A 15,879-nucleotide genomic window follows, 5' to 3' on the forward strand; every position below is an offset into this window, starting at 1 on the left:
GATCACTGGACGGCGTAACTTTCTGTCACAATTTGTTATCTCCCCTGAGAACACTCCATGGACACTTTGCAAAACATGCGCGCTTTCAGTTGCGTCGCCGAAGCCGGCAGCTTCACTGCCGCCGCCGTGCAACTGGACACCACCACTGCCAATATCTCGCGCGCGGTCTCCACCCTGGAGGCCCATCTGCAAACCCGCTTGCTCAATCGCACCACCCGCCGCATTGCGCTGACCGAAGCCGGCAAACGTTACTTGCTGCGCTGCGAGCAGATCCTGGCCTACGTCGAAGAAGCCGAGGCCGAAGCCAGCGACGCCCACGCGCGCCCCTCCGGGCAGTTGAAAGTGCACACCATGACCGGTATCGGCCAGCATTTCGTCATCGACGCGATTGCCCGCTACCGCCGCACCCACCCGGACGTGACGTTCGACTTGACCCTGGCCAACCGTGTGCCGGACTTGCTCGACGAGGGCTACGACGTGTCCATCGTGCTGGCCAGTGAATTGCCGGATTCAGGGTTTGTGTCCCAACGCCTGGGCATCACCTACAGCATCGCCTGCGCCTCGCCGGATTACGTCAAGGCCAAAGGCTGCGCCCAGCGCCCCCATGACTTGCTCAACCACGCCTGCCTGCGCCTGGTCAGCCCGGTGATCCAGCTGGACAAATGGACCTTCAACGGCCCCGAAGGCCAGGAAAGCGTGGCCATCAACACCTCGCCGTTCCTGGTGAACTCGGCCGATGCGATGAAAACCGCGATCACCAGCGGCATGGGCGTCGGTCTGCTGCCGGTGTACGCCGCGATCGAAGGCCTGCGCAACGGCACGCTGGTGCGGGTCATGCCCACCTACCGCTCCCAGGAGCTGAACCTGTACGCCATCTACCCGTCACGCCAGTACCTGGATGCGAAGATCAAGACCTGGGTGGAATACCTGCGCGGTTCGCTACCGGAGATCCTGGCGGCGCATCAGGCGGAATTGGTGGCGTATGAATTGAGTGGCAGCCTCAGCGGGGCGCGGTTGGCGAACTGAAGACATCTGTAGGAGCGAGCTTGCTCGCTCCTACAGTGGTGTTGTGTTGAGGGGATAAATGTTAGGTTGCTTAGCATTCTTCCGTAGTCGATGAGCCCGCCTGCAATGAAAAAGACTGTCCTCGCTTTCAGCCGTGTCACCCCGGAAATGATCGAACGCCTGCAACAGGATTTCGAGGTGATCGCGCCCAACCCCAAACTGGGTGACATCAACGCGCAGTTCAACGAAGCGCTGCCCCACGCCCACGGTTTGATTGGCGTGGGTCGCAAGCTGGGCCGCGCACAGCTCGAAGGCGCGAGCAAGCTGGAAGTGGTCTCCAGCGTCTCGGTGGGTTACGACAACTACGACGTGCCGTACTTCAACGAGCGCGGGATCATGCTGACCAACACCCCCGACGTCCTCACCGAAAGCACCGCTGACCTGGCCTTCGCCCTGCTGATGAGCAGCGCGCGTCGCGTGGCCGAGTTGGACGCCTGGACCAAGGCCGGCCAGTGGAAAGCCAGCGTGGGTGCACCGTTGTTCGGCTGCGATGTGCACGGCAAGACCCTGGGCATCGTCGGCATGGGCAATATCGGCGCAGCCGTGGCCCGTCGCGGGCGCCTGGGTTTCAACATGCCGATTCTGTACACCGGCAACAGCCGCAAGACTGAGCTGGAACAGGCGTTGGGCGCGCAGTTCCGCAGCCTGGACCAGTTGCTGGCCGAGGCGGATTTCGTCTGCCTGGTGGTGCCGTTGAGCGACAAGACCCGCCACCTGATCAGTACCCGCGAGCTGGGGCTGATGAAGTCCAGCGCGATCCTGATCAATATTTCCCGTGGCCCGGTGGTCGACGAACCGGCGCTGATCGAAGCCCTGCAAACCCAAAAAATTCGCGGCGCCGGGCTGGATGTGTACGAGCAGGAGCCATTGGCCGAGTCGCCGCTGTTCCAACTGAGCAATGCCGTGACCCTGCCGCATATCGGCTCGGCGACGAACGAAACCCGCGAAGCCATGGCCAACCGCGCCCTGGAGAACCTGCGCAGCGCCCTGCTGGGCCAGCGGCCGCAGGATCTGGTGAACCCGCAGGTGTGGAAGGGCTAAGACCAGACACAAACAAAGGCAGGTGTGGGTTTTCTGTGGCTTGCTCGCGCTGGGCTGCGAAGCGGCCCCAAAAAACCTGGGAGCGCTGCGCACTCCAGCGCGAGCAAGCTCGCTCGCCACAACCGGTTAAAGCCTGGGCCGTCGAGGTCGATAACCTCAATAGAAGATCGTCATCCCTGATCCACAGAAGGTTTTTATGTCCACCACCAAAGCCCGCGCAGACTCACTCTCGCTTCTGCTCTTTACCTTGCGCAGCGGCAAGCTGATGGCCATCAACCTGCTGAAAGTCAGCGAAATCATCCCCTGCCCGCCGCTGACCAAGCTGCCGGAGTCCCATCCCCACGTCAAAGGGATTGCCACCCTGCGCGGCGCCTCGTTGGCGGTGATCGACCTCAGCCGTGCCTTGGGCGAAATGCCCCTGGCGGACCCGAACGGCGGCTGCCTGATCGTCACCGATGTCAGCCGTTCCAAACAGGGCCTGCATGTGCAGGCGGTCAGCAAGATTGTGCATTGCCTGACCACCGATATCCGCCCGCCGCCCTTCGGCTCCGGCGGCAACCGTTCGTTTATCACCGGGGTGACCCAGGTCGAAGGCGGACTGGTGCAGGTACTGGATATCGAGAAGGTCATCCACGGTATCGCGCCGGCGCCGATTGAAGTGGCACCGACCGACCTGACCATGGAAGAGGCCGAAGTGCTCGGCCATGCGCGGATTCTGGTGGTGGATGACAGCCAGGTCGCCCTGCAGCAATCGGTGCACACCCTGCGCAACCTCGGCCTGACGTGCCACACCGCGCGCAGCGCCAAAGAGGCCATCGACGTGTTGCTGGAGCTACAAGGCACCGCCGAGCAGATCAATGTGGTGGTGTCCGACATCGAAATGTCCGAGATGGACGGTTACGCCCTGACCCGCACTCTGCGCGAAACCCCGGACTTCCAGGACCTTTACGTGCTGTTGCACACCTCCCTGGACAGCGCGATGAACAGCGAAAAAGCCCGCGTGGCCGGCGCCAATGCGGTATTGACCAAATTCTCTTCGCCAGAACTGACCAAATGCCTGGTCGTCGCCGCCCAGACCGTGGCGCAACAAGGCCTGTAACCGGTGGCAGAGTATTTCCAGCTGCTGCGCCGCGACCTCACCGCCAGCCTGCCCGCACCGCAGTGGCCGGCCGATACTCGGCTGGATCATTACCGCAATGAACTGGCCCCGGCGATTCATGCCGTGTTGCGCATGACCCAGGAACAGGGCGGTGGCCGCGTCGCCAACCTGCAAACCTGGCAACACCAGTTCATCACCGATGCCGAGTTCGACCCCACGCTATGCCTGGTGGCCAGCAACGGCGACGGCATTCTCGGCGTGGCCCAATGCTGGACCAGCGCCTTTATCAAAAACCTCTGCGTCCACCCGTGCGCACAGGGCCAAGGGCTGGGCCGCGCCTTGTTACTGCACAGCTTTCAGGTGTTCAAGCAGCGCGGCGAACCCTATGTCGACCTCAAGGTGCTGGAAAGCAACCTGCGCGCCCGGCAACTCTACGAAAGTGCAGGCATGGTCTTTGTGTTGCGCGATGTGATCACCGAGGCCTGACAGTCACTGGCGCATAACTTGCTTCCAGAGAGCCTGAACGCTGGACAGAGGTAAAAACCCGTCACCGTTCAAGCGTGCCCTCTGACCCTGCCTGGTGACAGATCCTCCATGAATACTCACTTTTCCTGCGTAGGTTGCGGCAAATGCTGCTCCGACCACCATGTACCCCTGACCCTCCACGAAGCCCGCCAGTGGGCGGCTGACGGCGGAAACGTCATCGTGCTGGTGGAGGGTTTTCTCGACAATGGCCTGGGCCTGCCCCTGCAACAACGCGAGCACGCCGAACGCCGCTCGGTGGTGGTACCCAGCGGAAACACCCAGGCGTTTGTGGCAATCACCTTCGCCGCCTACAACCCCGGACGCTGCCGGAATCTTGACGAAGACAACCGCTGTGGCATCTATGAGCGTCGGCCACTGGTGTGTCGCATCTACCCGATGGAGATCAACCCGCATATCCCGCTGAACCCCGCAGCCAAGGAATGCCCGCAGGAATCGTGGGAACAGGGCCCGGCGTTAATCGTGGGGGGTGAATTGATGGATCAGGAACTGGTTGAATTGATCCGCCGTTCGCGCCAGGCCGACCGTGACGACGTGCAGACCAAGGAGGCGGTGTGCGCCTTGCTGGGGATTCGCACCACCGCGCTCAAGGGCGATGGCTTTACCGCGTACCTACCCGACATGCACGCATTTGCCCAGGCGATCGAGTTGGCGGTTGATCGGCCGTCCGTGGCCAATGAGTGGGTGTTTCATGTGTCCGGCATAGACATCGCGGAGCAGTTGCTGGATGCCGGGGCGCAGATCGCCACCGAGGTGCCGGCCAACTATGCGTTTATTTCGCTGCGCGCGGCATAAGCTCCCTCGCCACAGGTTCCAGCCAAGCCCGGCCGTCAGCTTTACGCCCATGCCGATCACCGGCCATCTGCGCCGCTTGCCCGCCCGCAGCCGTGCGTAGACGCGGTCCGCTGCCCCCGTCCTGCGGGCGTCAGGCTTAGTCGACAGGGCGTCGACTCGAAGCGCCCCCATGGGGCAAACACTGATCCAGCTCACGTCATGCGCAATTAATTTGCGATCACGGCATGGAGGGTGATGTGTCCAGGCTGTAGCGCTGGAGGATCCGCTGGTGTTCGCCGTTTTGCATCAATTGTTCAAGGGCGCGGTTGAGATCATCGCGCAACGCGGTATCGGGTTTGCGTACCGCGATCGCCACGCTATTACCCAATAGGTGTGCCAAAACCGGGGGCCCGAGGAAATCGAAATCCTGGCCGTCGGCGGTGTCGAGCAGTGCTTCACGAATTTCTACAGTACCTTGCAAGGTGGCGTCGATATCGCCTGCCACCAGGCTGCGCACCAGTTGGTCGTTGAGCCAGAAGCTCTTGACGATAACGCCCTTGGGCGCCCACTTGGACAAGGCAAAGGCTTCGCGATTGCTCGCCAGCAACACCCCGACGCGCTTGCCTTTGAGCGAGCGTACGTTCGGCATCAAGCCGGAGGTTCTGCGCGCGACCAGGCGCGTGGTGAAGGGATAGAGGTCATCGGTGAAGTTCACCCATTGCCGTCGTCTCGATGTCGGGGCCATGCCCATGATTGCATCGAAATGCCGGGCTTCGAGCGCCGGGATGTCTTCGACGAGCACCTGATCGACCCAGGTACACCGCACGTTGAGCTGCTGGCACAAGGCGTTGCCCAGCTCAATATTGAGCCCCACCAGTTGCCCCTGCTGATTGCGGCTCTGGAAAGGCGGGAACAGCGCCGCGACGGCGAAACGAATTTCGTGGCGGGTTTGATCATCTGCAGCGGCAGTGCAAAAAACACCGCCCAACAGCAATAAGGCAAGCGCCACACAGAGGTGTATCAAGGTCACAGGGACGTCCTTTCCAGAAAACCAGCCTCATCGCGCCCCATCCTCTCTGAGAAACAAGCGGGATGGAGCCAATGCGGTGCAAGCTTTCAAGAAATGGACGCGGACCTACAAGCAGAAATATCAGCCAGCCTTGTAGGCAAAAGTCGACACGGCGTGCGACTTGTTACTCTCAGCGTTTACCCATTGAACGGCGAGTGCCCGGCGGCGCCATCCCCGGTGACTTGGTGTGGCCGTTCTTGGCGCCGTTCTTGTACCAAGGCTGTGCGGCGTCTTTGGCCCCGGCCAGTTCACCCGGTTTGAAGGGAAACTTGAACGCCTGGATCTCGGCTTTTTCAACGTTCTCGGCGCTGGCCGGATCGACGAGGTCGGCCGCTTCAACAGGGGGTTGTGTCGGGGAAGTCATAAGGGCTCCGGCGCAGCTGTTTGTGTAAAAACGGGAGTATACCGGGGCCGGGGCTTCAAGCGGTAAGCTTCAAGCGGCAAGTGAAAAGCGCCAGCTGTCACGGCTGTCAGTTAGCGGTCACGATTCTGACTGGGTTACAACGCTATAAAGCACTCATCCAAACTTCAACTTGCAGCTTGAAACTTGCAGCTGCGCCTATGGCGTCTTCCCATGCAAATTCAACGAAAAACCGCCCTGATCGTGGGTGTCCTCGTGGTGCTGGCGATTGCAGCCTGGGCACTGACCCGCCCGGCCAAGACCAAACTGGCGGTGCCGACGGCGATTCCGGTGCGGGTGGTGAGCGTGGCGCAACAGGACATCCCGCGTTTTGTCAGCGGCATAGGAACGGTGCTGTCGCTGCACAATGTGGTGATTCGCCCGCAGGTTGACGGCATCCTCACCAAACTGCTGGTCAAGGAAGGCCAGTTGGTCAAGACCGGGGATCTGTTGGCAACCATCGATGATCGCTCGATCCGCGCCAGCCTCGACCAGGCCAAGGCGCAATTGGGGGAAAACCAGGCGCAGTTGCAAGTGGCGCTGATCAACCTCAAGCGCTACAAGGAACTGAGCGTCGACGACGGCGTGTCCAAACAGACGTACGACCAGCAGCAAGCCCTGGTCAACCAGCTCAAGGCCACCGCGCAGGGCAATCAGGCGGCCATCGACGCAGCCCAGGTACAGCTTTCCTACACGCAGATTCGCTCGCCAGTCAGCGGCCGCGTCGGCATTCGCACACTGGATGAAGGCAACTTCCTGCGCACGAGCGATACCCAGGGCCTGTTCTCGGTCACCCAGATCGACCCGATTGCCGTCGAATTCTCCCTGCCGCAACAGATGCTCCCAACCCTGCAAGGCCTGATTGCAGCGCCGACAAAGGCCAGCGTCGATGCCTACATGGGCGCCGACACCGACGGCCAGACCGGCGATTTGCTCGGTGAAGGCCACTTGAGCCTGATCGACAACCAAATCAGTTCCACCACCGGCACCCTGCGTGCCAAGGCCGAGTTCAACAACGCCTCGCAGCGCCTGTGGCCAGGGCAACTGGTGACCATCAAGATCCAGACCGCCCTCGACAAGAACGCCCTGGTGGTGCCACCCACCGTGGTGCAGCGCGGCCTGGATTCGCACTTCGTGTACCGGGTCAACGGTGACAGGGTGGACGTGGTGCCGGTGCAAGTGATGTATCAAAACAGCGACGTGAACATCATCAAGGGCGTCCAGGCCGGCGATGTGCTGGTCAGCGATGGCCAGTCGCGGCTCAAGGCGGGCGCCCAGGTGGACGTGCTCAAGGAGCCGCCGCAGGTGATCCAGACCGTCGACGCCAAGGTGCAGCCATGAACAGCAGCCGTTCACCGTCGGCCTGGTGCGTCGACCACCCGGTCGCGACCCTGCTGCTGACCTTCGCCCTGGTGCTGCTCGGGCTGATTGCCTTCCCGCGTCTGGCCATCGCCCCACTACCGGAAGCGGAATTTCCGACGATCCAGGTCACCGCGCAACTGCCCGGCGCCAGCCCGGACACCATGGCGTCTTCCGTGGCAACGCCGTTGGAGGTGCAATTCAGCGCCATCCCCGGTATGACCCAGATGACCTCCAGCAGCGCCTTGGGCTCAACCCAACTGACCCTGCAATTCACCCTCGACAAGAGCATCGACACCGCCGCCCAGGAAGTACAGGCGGCGATCAATACCGCGTCCGGCAAACTGCCCAGCGACATGCCAAGCCTGCCGACCTGGAAGAAGGTCAACCCGGCAGACAGCCCGGTGCTGATCCTCAGCGTCAGCTCCGACAGCATGCCCAGCACCGAGTTGAGCGACTATGTGGAAACGCTGTTGGCCCGGCAGATCAGCCAGATCGAAGGCGTCGGCCAGATCAACATCACCGGCCAGCAACGCCCGGCGATTCGCGTGCAGGCCTCTCCCGACAAACTCGCAGCCATCGGCCTGACCCTGGCCGACATTCGCCTGGCCATCCAGCAATCGAGCCTGAACCTGGCCAAGGGTGCGATCTACGGCGAGAACAGCGTGTCGACCCTGTCGACCAACGACCAGTTGTTTCATCCTGAGGACTACGCCCAGCTGATCGTGTCCTACAAGAACGGCGCACCGGTTCAACTGCGCGACGTCGCCAAAGTCATCAACGGTTCGGAAAACGCCTACGTGCAGGCATGGTCCGGCGATACGCCCGGGGTCAACCTGGTGATTTCGCGCCAACCCGGCGCGAACATCGTCGAAACCGTTGACCGCATTCAATCGGAACTGCCGCGCCTGCAGGCCATGCTGCCGGCCTCGGTGCAGGTCAGCGTGTTGACCGACCGCACCAAGACCATCCGCGCCTCCCTGCATGAAGTGGAAGTCACCCTGCTGATCGCCGTGTTGCTGGTGGTGGCGGTGATGGCGCTGTTCCTGCGCCAGTTGTCGGCGACGCTGATTGTGTCCAGTGTGCTCGGTGTGTCGTTGGTCGCCAGCTTCGCCTTGATGTACGTGATGGGCTTCAGCCTGAACAACCTGACCCTGGTGGCGATCGTGATCGCCGTGGGGTTTGTGGTGGATGATGCCATCGTGGTGGTGGAGAACATTCACCGCCACCTGGAAGCCGGCCTGGGCAAGCGCGAAGCGGCAATCAAGGGCGCTGGCGAGATTGGTTTTACCGTGGTGTCCATCAGCTTCTCGCTGGTGGCGGCGTTTATTCCGCTGCTGTTCATGGGCGGCGTGGTCGGGCGGTTGTTCAAGGAATTTGCCCTGACGGCGACGTCGACCATCCTGATTTCGGTGGTGGTCTCGCTGACCCTCGCACCCACCCTGGCGGCGCTCTTCATGCGTGCACCGACCCATCACGCCCACGACAAACCCGGTTTCAGCGAACGCCTGCTCGCCAGCTATGCGCGCAACTTGCGCCGCGCCCTGGCCCATCAACGCAGCATGCTCGCGATCTTCGTGGTCACCCTGGCGCTCGCGGTGGTCGGGTATGTGTTTATTCCCAAGGGTTTCTTCCCGGTGCAAGACACCGGCTTTGTACTCGGCACCAGCGAAGCAGCAGCCGACGTGTCATACCCGGACATGGTCGCCAAACACAAGGCCCTGGCCGAGATCGTCAAGGACGACCCCGCGGTGGCGGCGTTTTCCCATTCGGTGGGCGTCACCGGCAGTAACCAGACCATCGCCAACGGCCGCTTCTGGATCGCCTTGAAAGATCGGGGTGATCGCGACGTGTCGGCCAGCCAATTCATCGACCGTATCCGGCCCAAGCTGGCGAAGGTGCCCGGCATCGTGCTGTACCTGCGCGCCGGCCAGGACATCAACCTGAGCTCCGGCCCGAGCCGCGCCCAGTACCAATATGTGCTCAAGAGCAACGACGGCCCGACGCTGAATACCTGGACTCAGCGTCTCACCGAAAAACTGCGCGCCAACCCCGCGTTCCGCGACCTGTCCAACGACCTGCAACTGGGCGGCAGCATCACCCACATCAGCATCGACCGTCAGGCCGCTGCACGTTTCGGCCTGACCGCCACCGATGTCGACCAGGCGCTGTACGACGCCTTCGGCCAGCGCCAGATCAACGAGTTCCAGACCGAGATCAACCAGTACCAGGTGGTGCTGGAGCTGGACACTCAGCAACGCGGCAAGGCCGAGAGCCTGAACTACTTCTACCTGCGCTCGCCGCTGACCAACGAGATGGTGCCGCTGTCGGCGGTGGCCAAGGTCGATGCGCCTACCGTGGGGCCATTGTCCATCAGCCATGACGGCATGTTCCCGGCCGCCAACCTGTCGTTCAACCTCGCCCCCGGCGTGGCGTTGGGCGATGCGGTGATCATGCTCAACCAGGCGAAGAATGAAATCGGCATGCCCGCCAGCATCATCGGCAACTTCCAGGGTGCGGCCCAGGCGTTCCAGAGTTCGCTGGCCAGCCAACCGTGGCTGATCCTCGCAGCACTCGTGGCCGTCTACATCATCCTCGGCGTGTTATACGAGAGCTTCGTGCACCCACTGACGATCATCTCCACCTTGCCGTCGGCCGGGTTGGGCGCCTTGATCATGCTGTGGCTGCTGGGCCAGGACTTTTCGATCATGGCGCTGATCGGCCTGGTGTTGCTGATCGGGATCGTGAAGAAGAACGGCATCCTGATGATCGACTTCGCCCTGGAGGCCCAACGGGTCAGAGGCATGTCGCCGCAGGACGCGATCTACGAAGCCTGTGTCACGCGGTTCCGGCCGATCATCATGACCACCCTCGCCGCGCTGCTGGGCGCGGTGCCGCTGATGCTGGGCTCAGGCCCCGGCGCCGAACTGCGCCAGCCACTGGGCATTGCGGTGGTCGGCGGGCTGCTGGTGAGCCAGGCGCTGACGCTGTTCACCACGCCGGTCATATACTTATACCTCGAGAAATTTTTCCATAGACCCAAACCGGCTCCCGAGCTGGCGACCACACACTGAGGCTGAGGCCCCGCCCTGGAAAAAAGGCTCATGCGCGTCCTGATTATTGAAGATGAAGAAAAAACCGCAGACTACCTGCACCGCGGTCTGACGGAGCAAGGCTACACCGTCGATGTGGCGCGCGAAGGCGTCGAGGGCTTGCACCTCGCGTTGGAGAACGATTACGCGGTGATCGTGCTCGACGTGATGCTGCCCGGCCTCGACGGCTTCGGTGTGCTGCGGGCCCTGCGTGCGCGCAAGCAGACGCCGGTGATCATGCTCACCGCCCGCGAGCGCGTGGAAGACCGTATTCGCGGCCTGCGTGAGGGCGCTGACGATTACCTCGGCAAACCGTTTTCCTTTCTGGAACTGGTCGCGCGCCTACAGGCCCTGACCCGCCGCAGCGGCGGCCATGAACCGGTGCAGGTGACGGTGGCCGACCTGTGGATCGACCTGATCAGCCGCAAGGCCAGCCGCAATGGCGTGCGCCTCGACCTGACCGCCAAGGAGTTCTCGTTGCTCAGTGTGTTGGCACGGCGCCAGGGCGAGATACTGTCGAAGACAGCGATTGCCGAGATGGTCTGGGACATCAATTTCGACAGTGATGCCAACGTGGTGGAAGTGGCGATCAAACGCCTGCGGGCCAAGCTCGACGGGCCGTTCGAACAGAAGCTGCTGCACACTATTCGCGGCATGGGCTACGTGCTGGAAAACCGCATGCTGGAGAACCAAAGTGGTGGCTAACTCCATTGCCCTGCGCCTCAGCGGCATGTTCACCCTGGTGGCGGCGTTGATCTTCCTGTTGATCGGCGGCGCGTTGTACCAGCAGGTGGACCGGGGCCTGGGCTTGTTGCCGGGGGTGGAGCTGGATGCGCGTTACAGTGTGCTGGAGTCTTCAGTGACGCGTTTCGGCACGCCGGACCACTGGGTGAAGATCAAGGCCAAACTCAAGTTACTGGGTGAGGAAGACAAACGCATTCGGTTTTGGGTGGTGAGCAGCGACCCGGACTACGAATACGGCAATCCGGACGCGCAGATCCGTGCCTTTGCCGAAGGCCCCACGGGGAAACGCGACCTGCGGTTGCCAGGCCATGACTACCCGTTCAAGGTACTGGTGAGCCAATTCCCAGCCAAGGACCAACGCCCGCCGTTGCGCTTCATGATCGCCATCGACACCGAGAACTTCCGCGCGACCCAACATCACTTGCTGGTGGCGTTGGTCAGCCTGGCACTGGTCGGCGTGATCCTGGCCGCACTGCTGGGGTTCTGGGTCTCGCGCATCGGCCTCAAGCCGCTGGGCAAGCTTTCGGACGAGGCACAGAAACTTGCACCGCCCAAACTCTCCGGGCGCCTTCAACTGTCGCCGTTGCCGCCGGAACTGAGCCAGTTCGTCAACTCGTTCAACGCCACCCTCGACCGGGTGGAACAAGCCTACTCGCGCCTGGAATCTTTTAATGCAGACGTGGCCCACGAACTGCGCTCGCCCCTGACCAACCTGATCGGCCAGACCCAGGTGGCCCTGACGCGCGGGCGTTCAGCAGAGCATTATTTCGAAGTGCTGCAATCCAATCTCGAAGAGCTGGAACGCCTGCGCTCGATCATCAACGACATGCTGTTCCTCGCCAGCGCCGACCAGGGCAGCAAGGCCACCAAGCTGATCGAAAGCTCACTGGCCGATGAAGTCGCGACCACCCTGGACTACCTGGACTTCATCCTCGAAGACGCCCAGGTCAAAGTGCAGGTGCGCGGCGATGCCCAGGTACAGATCGAAAAAGCCCACCTGCGCCGCGCGCTGATCAACCTGCTGAGCAATGCGGTGCAGCACACCCCGCCGGGGCAAGTCATCGAAGTGAACATTGAGGTACAGGAGCACCAGGTGGCGATCGGCGTGACCAACCCCGGCGACGAAATTGCCAGCGAGCACTTGCCACGGCTGTTTGAGCGCTTCTATCGGGTGGACGCCTCGCGCAGCAACAGTGGGGCCAACCATGGATTGGGACTGGCCATCGTCAAGGCGATTGCGTTGATGCACGGCGGTAATGTGTTCGTGCGCAGTGAGCACGGCGGCAATACCTTCGGCATCACCCTGCCGGTCTAATTGATCGTTCCCACGCTCCGCGTGGGAATGCCGCCCCGGACGCTCCGCGTCCAGGTACTGTCGCAAGGCTGGAGTCTTGCGCAATGGTGACGCAGAGCGTCACGGGATGCATTCCCACGCAGAGCGTGGGAACGATCAGCGCAGGGTGCGGAAACGATCGGGCGACTGTTGCGATTTGGGCAACAGTCATTATCTTGTTACACTCTGTACCGTACCGCTCGCCTGCGTTAATTTGACGCATCGATGAGCGCGACGGCAAAGACAGCTGACCCGCTTACCCGAATTCCCCTCGACTTATTTCCAGGGCTCTACACTGGGAATCTGTCTTAAAGCCGCTGACTTCAGCGGCTTTTTTTTGCCGTAAAAAAAGGACAGGCACACCCCCACGACATTGGCCGTTTTCGATAGACCAAAGGAGCTCCACCGGTGAAGAACTCGCTGACGTTCACCCCGCTATTCCTCGCGATTGCAGCAACGATCGCCCCTATTGCCCACGCGGCAGACTCCACCCCCGCCGACGGCTTCGTCGAAGGTTCCCACCTCAACATCAACACCCGCAATTACTACATGAACCGCGACCGTCGCGACATCCACACCGATGACAGCAAGGAATGGGGCCAGGGTTTTCTCGGCACCTTCGAATCCGGTTACACCCAGGGCACAGTCGGTTTCGGCCTGGACGCCCACGCCATGCTCGGCCTAAAGCTCGACGGCGGTGGCGGGACCGACGGTTCCAGCATCCTTCCCTACGGCAATAGCGAAGGCAGCGGCAAAGCACCGGGATCGTTTTCTACTGCAGGCGGCACCTTGAAGATGCGCGCCTTCGACACTGAGCTGAAAGCCGGCGACCTGTTCCTCAACAACCCGGTAATCGCCGGCGGCATGACACGCATGCTGCCGCAGACCTTTCGTGGCGTGAGCCTGACCAACCACAGTTTTGAAGGCTGGATGCTCGAAGGCGGCCAGGCCAGTTTCACCAAGCTCTACAACCAGAGCGGCCACCGACGCATCGGCACCAGCTACGGCGCCTTGCCGAGCAATACCGACAGCCAGCACATGGACTGGGCCGGTGTTTCGTTCAGCGGCATCCCGGGGCTGACCAGCAACCTGTACGCCTCCGAACTCAAGGACGTGTGGCACCAGTACTACTACGACCTGGACTACACCTACGCGCTCAACTACTTGGTCAGCCTCAACCCGGGCCTGCATTACTACCACACCCAGGACACCGGGCAGTCGTTGCTGGGGGATATCGACAACAACACCTACAGCCTGCATTTCACCGTGGGCGTGGGCAACCACAGCGTCACCGCCGCGTACCAGCGGGTCAACGGCAATACGCCGTTCGACTACATCGCCCAGGGCGACAGCGTGTACCTGGATAACTCCCAGCAATACTCGGACTTCAACGGCCCCAACGAACGCTCGTGGAAGCTCAAGTACGCCTACGACTTCGCAGGCCTCGGCATGCCCGGCCTGACCTCGGCGGTGTCGTACATCAGCGGCAAGACCGACCTGACCAAGGTCGACCCGCAAAGCCGTGGCTACAGCGCCTGGTACAGCGCCGACGGCAAGAATGCCAAGCACTGGGAACGGGATATCGACCTGAAGTACGTGGTGCAAGGTGGCAAGGCCAAGGACCTGGCGGTGCGCCTGCAATGGGCGACCAACCGGGGCAGCAATGGCTACTCGGCGGTGGACCGGGACGTGGATGAATACCGGGTGATCGTGGACTATCCGATCAACGTGTTCTGATCGCAGACCTTTTCTTTCTCGTCGACAGTTCAATTTTGAGTGCATAGAACTAAACTGCCAGCATCGCCACCGATGAAGTCAGCCTGATGAGTTCACGACGCCCTAAGAACATCCCTGCACGCCCGGAGCTTCTACTGATTCTGGGCAGTGGCCTCACTGTCGCCCTCATTGTCATCATCGTCGCGGCACTGCTGATTCGCGAACACGCCAGCACCTTGCAGGCCGCAAAGCGCTCCACGACCAATATCACGCAGCTGATCAATGCCGATGTGCTGCGTAACGTCGAGCTCTATGACCTTGCCCTGCAGGGCCTTATCGCGGCCAAGCAGCGCCAGGATTTGTCCCAGGTGTCCGCAGACATCCAGCATTTGGTGCAGTTTGACCAGTCTACGGCAGCGCCTTTCAAGGGCGAGGTCTTGCTGTTGGACGCCGAAGGCGACGTGATCGCTGACTCTTCGACGCTGCAGCCCACAGCGCGCAATTTCTCCAACCGTGACTATTTCCAGGCGCATATCAAGGCTGGGCAGCCCGCGCTGTTCATCAGCCGCCCGTTCAAAATCCACTGTGACTGTGAGCAAGTGTGGCGCATGGCTTTCAGTCGGCGTGTCACCGGGCCCAACGGCGAGTTCGCCGGGGTTGCGGTGGCAACCATGCGCCTGGCGTACTTCGATCAGTTGTTCAACAGCCTGACCATCGGCAATGGCAGCTCGATCAACCTGCTGAACAACCAAGGCATTCTCCTGGCCCAGCAGCCGCTGATGGAGCGCGACATGATCGATAAGGACCTGAGTGAGCGTCCCAACTTCAAGCGGATGCTGCGCGAAGGCAGCGGCAGCTTTCAAGCCATCTCAGCCATCAGCGGCAAGGAGCGCCTGTATACCTTCACGAATGTCGGGTCGCTGCCGCTGATTGTGGTGGTGGCGTTGTCCAGTGAGGATGTATTCGCCCCCTGGAAACGCGCGGCGCAGCTCACAGGTGGCGCCACGGGCGTGCTTTGCATTGGCCTGCTGTGGCTGACCTGGATGCTGCGCCGGGAACTGCGACGGCGCTTTCGCGCTGAACGCATACTGTCAGAACTGGCAGCCACCGATGCCCTCACCGGCCTGGCCAACCGACGCATCCTGGACCAACGCCTGCGCCTGGAATGGGACCGTGCCCAACGCTCGACCGAACCATTGACGCTGCTGATGATCGATGTGGATCACTTCAAGGCCTTCAACGACCGCCATGGCCATCAGGGCGGCGACGAAGCATTGCGCAACGTGGCGCAGGTGATCGGCAGCAATATCCGTCGCCCGGCCGACCTGGCCGCCCGTTATGGCGGGGAAGAGTTTGCAGTGGTGTTACCGGATACCGATGCCAAGGGCGCAGCGGTGATCGCCGAGCATATCCGCAGCGGCGTCGAGCATTTGCCACGGGTGGCAGGGGATGAGCGGCCAATCACCGTTAGCATCGGCATGAACACCTGGGACAAGCGCAGCCGCATGGCGTTGGAGGACTTGCTGCTGAGTGCTGATCAGGCGTTGTATGAGGCCAAGCACACGGGGCGCAACCGCATCGTTGATGCTGCGACTCTTTGAATTGTGAATGAGATGATCGCAGGACTTGAGTCTTGCGCGGCCG

Annotated in this window: 13 protein-coding genes; 11 read left to right on the forward strand and 2 right to left on the reverse strand. The window is 61.7% G+C overall.

Annotated elements, in window-relative coordinates:
* Positions 1-57: 57 nt before the first annotated feature.
* From ACR52_RS10730 to ACR52_RS10750, 5 genes are all read left to right on the forward strand, one after another.
* The gene (locus ACR52_RS10730) at positions 58-1,026 is read left to right on the forward strand and encodes a LysR family transcriptional regulator (RefSeq protein ID WP_048723819.1); all 969 of its coding nucleotides are present in this window, start codon (positions 58-60) and stop codon (positions 1,024-1,026) included.
* Between the two features lie 105 nt (positions 1,027-1,131).
* On the forward strand, positions 1,132-2,106 hold the full coding sequence (locus ACR52_RS10735; RefSeq protein WP_048723820.1) for a 2-hydroxyacid dehydrogenase: 975 nt from the start codon (positions 1,132-1,134) through the stop codon (positions 2,104-2,106).
* A 196-nt stretch (positions 2,107-2,302) separates the two neighbouring features.
* Positions 2,303-3,205, forward strand: coding sequence for a chemotaxis protein (locus ACR52_RS10740; protein ID WP_048723822.1), 903 nt, complete (start codon positions 2,303-2,305; stop codon positions 3,203-3,205).
* A gap of 3 nt (positions 3,206-3,208) precedes the next feature.
* Positions 3,209-3,691 (forward strand): GNAT family N-acetyltransferase, encoded by a 483-nt coding sequence (locus ACR52_RS10745; RefSeq protein ID WP_048723823.1) that lies wholly within the window; start codon positions 3,209-3,211, stop codon positions 3,689-3,691.
* A gap of 108 nt (positions 3,692-3,799) precedes the next feature.
* Positions 3,800-4,543, forward strand: a complete 744-nt coding sequence (locus ACR52_RS10750; RefSeq protein ID WP_048723825.1) for a YkgJ family cysteine cluster protein — start codon at positions 3,800-3,802, stop codon at positions 4,541-4,543.
* 217 nt (positions 4,544-4,760) lie between these two features.
* Here the strand turns inward: ACR52_RS10750 and ACR52_RS10755 are convergent, their stop codons facing one another.
* On the reverse strand, positions 4,761-5,552 hold the full coding sequence (locus ACR52_RS10755; RefSeq protein ID WP_048723826.1) for a transporter substrate-binding domain-containing protein: 792 nt from the start codon (positions 5,550-5,552) through the stop codon (positions 4,761-4,763).
* A gap of 169 nt (positions 5,553-5,721) precedes the next feature.
* Entirely contained in the window at positions 5,722-5,955 is a 234-nt protein-coding gene (locus ACR52_RS10760; RefSeq protein WP_048723828.1) for a hypothetical protein, read from the reverse strand.
* 210 nt (positions 5,956-6,165) lie between these two features.
* On the opposite strand from ACR52_RS10760, the gene ACR52_RS10765 reads away from it, so the two are divergent.
* From ACR52_RS10765 to ACR52_RS10790, 6 genes are all read left to right on the forward strand, one after another.
* Entirely contained in the window at positions 6,166-7,332 is a 1,167-nt protein-coding gene (locus tag ACR52_RS10765) for an efflux RND transporter periplasmic adaptor subunit (protein WP_048723829.1), read from the forward strand.
* On the forward strand, positions 7,329-10,424 hold the full coding sequence (locus ACR52_RS10770; protein ID WP_048723831.1) for a multidrug efflux RND transporter permease subunit: 3,096 nt from the start codon (positions 7,329-7,331) through the stop codon (positions 10,422-10,424). Before ACR52_RS10765 ends, ACR52_RS10770 begins: the two co-directional genes overlap by 4 nt.
* Before the next feature lie 30 nt (positions 10,425-10,454).
* On the forward strand, positions 10,455-11,147 hold the full coding sequence (locus tag ACR52_RS10775; RefSeq protein WP_048723832.1) for a heavy metal response regulator transcription factor: 693 nt from the start codon (positions 10,455-10,457) through the stop codon (positions 11,145-11,147).
* Entirely contained in the window at positions 11,137-12,501 is a 1,365-nt protein-coding gene (locus tag ACR52_RS10780; protein WP_048723833.1) for a heavy metal sensor histidine kinase, read from the forward strand. Before ACR52_RS10775 ends, ACR52_RS10780 begins: the two co-directional genes overlap by 11 nt.
* Before the next feature lie 426 nt (positions 12,502-12,927).
* Positions 12,928-14,256, forward strand: coding sequence for an OprD family porin (locus ACR52_RS10785; RefSeq protein ID WP_048723835.1), 1,329 nt, complete (start codon positions 12,928-12,930; stop codon positions 14,254-14,256).
* Positions 14,257-14,342: 86 nt separating this feature from the next.
* Positions 14,343-15,836, forward strand: coding sequence for a sensor domain-containing diguanylate cyclase (locus ACR52_RS10790; protein ID WP_048723836.1), 1,494 nt, complete (start codon positions 14,343-14,345; stop codon positions 15,834-15,836).
* Positions 15,837-15,879: the final 43 nt, after the last annotated feature.

Source organism: Pseudomonas fildesensis (assembly GCF_001050345.1).
Taxonomy (GTDB): domain Bacteria; phylum Pseudomonadota; class Gammaproteobacteria; order Pseudomonadales; family Pseudomonadaceae; genus Aquipseudomonas; species Aquipseudomonas fildesensis.

Bases quoted from the DNA above. Each gene is read 5' to 3' on its own strand.
- ACR52_RS10730 (WP_048723819.1), top strand. From the start codon at position 58: ATGGACACTTTGCAAAACATGCGCGCTTTCAGTTGCGTCGCCGAAGCC.
- ACR52_RS10750 (WP_048723825.1), top strand. From the start codon at position 3,800: ATGAATACTCACTTTTCCTGCGTAGGTTGCGGCAAATGCTGCTCCGAC.
- ACR52_RS10735 (WP_048723820.1), top strand. From the start codon at position 1,132: ATGAAAAAGACTGTCCTCGCTTTCAGCCGTGTCACCCCGGAAATGATC.
- ACR52_RS10765 (WP_048723829.1), top strand. From the start codon at position 6,166: ATGCAAATTCAACGAAAAACCGCCCTGATCGTGGGTGTCCTCGTGGTG.
- ACR52_RS10770 (WP_048723831.1), top strand. From the start codon at position 7,329: ATGAACAGCAGCCGTTCACCGTCGGCCTGGTGCGTCGACCACCCGGTC.
- ACR52_RS10740 (WP_048723822.1), top strand. From the start codon at position 2,303: ATGTCCACCACCAAAGCCCGCGCAGACTCACTCTCGCTTCTGCTCTTT.
- ACR52_RS10775 (WP_048723832.1), top strand. From the start codon at position 10,455: ATGCGCGTCCTGATTATTGAAGATGAAGAAAAAACCGCAGACTACCTG.
- ACR52_RS10790 (WP_048723836.1), top strand. From the start codon at position 14,343: ATGAGTTCACGACGCCCTAAGAACATCCCTGCACGCCCGGAGCTTCTA.
- ACR52_RS10760 (WP_048723828.1), bottom strand. From the start codon at position 5,955: ATGACTTCCCCGACACAACCCCCTGTTGAAGCGGCCGACCTCGTCGAT.